The following is a 1,315-nucleotide window of genomic DNA, read 5'->3' as shown; positions in this document are numbered from 1 at the left end:
GCCTTGCTGACGGACACAAGTGCTTGAAAAGCAAGTAGGGGAGGGGTTGGACAAAACAGAAAAATCTGGGTAAATGGGGTAGTCAATAAAAATCCCAATTATGACCCAGAAAAAAATCTACTCACAAGTGTATAGCTACCTAAGCGCAGGTAGCAAATTTGTTGATATCAGACATATAGTGACGTTGGCATGGATGGTGGCGGCGTTACTAGGGAGCCAAAAGGTGAATCAGGGGGAATGGGGTAGCTACGTCCAAAGTCGAGCTATCCAAGAAGACAGCAATCAAAAACGATGGCGTCGGTTTTTAGGAAATCATCGGGTCAAGATCAAAGAAATCTATGTACCGTTAGTTCTAAAGGCAATATCACAGTGGAAGCAGGGAAGATTATACTTAGCCTTGGATAGTACCCAGTTGTGGAATAAATACTGCTTTGTCTACCTATCGGTGATTGGGGGAGGGAGAGCATTACCCCTGCTGTGGTTAGGGTTAGAACACAAAAGTGCCAGTGTCGCCTGGGAGAAATATGCCCCCTTACTCGAACAAGCGTATCAATATCTGGCAAATTTCCCAGAGGTGATGTTGTTGGCGGATAGGGGATTTGCCAATCACGATTTACTGAAATGGTTACAATTAACCCATTGGCACGCTTTCTATCCGTCTACCGTCCGATACTCTGATTCACGGTGTCCAGCGTCGAGGCTTTGGATATAGCGTTCGTGAGTTATATCCGCCCAAACGAGAAGCCGTTTTCTACAAAAATGTTGGTTTATGGGAAGATGCTCAACTTAAGGCTCATCTCGCTCTGGCGGCAGTACCTGCCGCTAAGGATAATTGGGCAATTATCACTGATGAACCTCCCACCTTGAAGACTTTTTGGCAATATGGCTTGCGTTTTCGTATTGAACATCTGTTTTTAGATAGCAAGTCTGGGGTTTTTCAGTGGGAAATGTCTCGAGTTCGTTGTGCTGAGCGACTTGAACGCCTCTATCTGGTCATTGCTATTGCAGTTCTTTTCGCAACTTTAGTCGGCATGGCTGTCCAAAAAGACGGTTTACGTCGTCAGGTTGATGCCCATTTTCGTCGTGGACTTAGCTATCTAAAAATCGGTGTCCGGTGGCTTAATTCCTTTGTTCACAAGGCTTATTCCTTTTTACGCCTTGACCACTTGGTCTATCTTGACTCTACTCCTTGTTTCGCTTCCCAAAAAGCTCGTGACCGCTACTATCGAAAGATTACCTTCTCTCTGATTCAGGAATTTGATGCCTGGGCCTAAATGTACTGCTAAATGTACAAAAAAAAGTGTCCGTCAGTCAG

General features: G+C 44.9%; 2 protein-coding genes. Both read left to right on the top strand.

Annotated elements, in window-relative coordinates; translation table 11 throughout:
• Nucleotides 1–100 precede the first annotated feature (100 nt).
• Nucleotides 101–712 carry a hypothetical protein gene (locus F6K53_RS43030; RefSeq protein ID WP_293031301.1) on the top strand — a complete coding sequence of 204 codons (612 nt, stop codon included), beginning with the start codon at nucleotides 101–103 and terminating at the stop codon, nucleotides 710–712.
• A 151-nt stretch (nucleotides 713–863) separates the two neighbouring features.
• Nucleotides 864–1,274, top strand: a complete 411-nt coding sequence (locus F6K53_RS43025; protein ID WP_293086780.1) for a hypothetical protein — start codon at nucleotides 864–866, stop codon at nucleotides 1,272–1,274.
• Nucleotides 1,275–1,315: the final 41 nt, after the last annotated feature.

This window comes from Moorena sp. SIO4A1 (genome assembly GCF_010672065.1).
Taxonomy (GTDB): Bacteria; Cyanobacteriota; Cyanobacteriia; order Cyanobacteriales; family Coleofasciculaceae; genus Moorena.
Note: the sequence above shows the minus strand (reverse complement) of the source record. Positions and strands in the feature narration are given on the sequence as shown.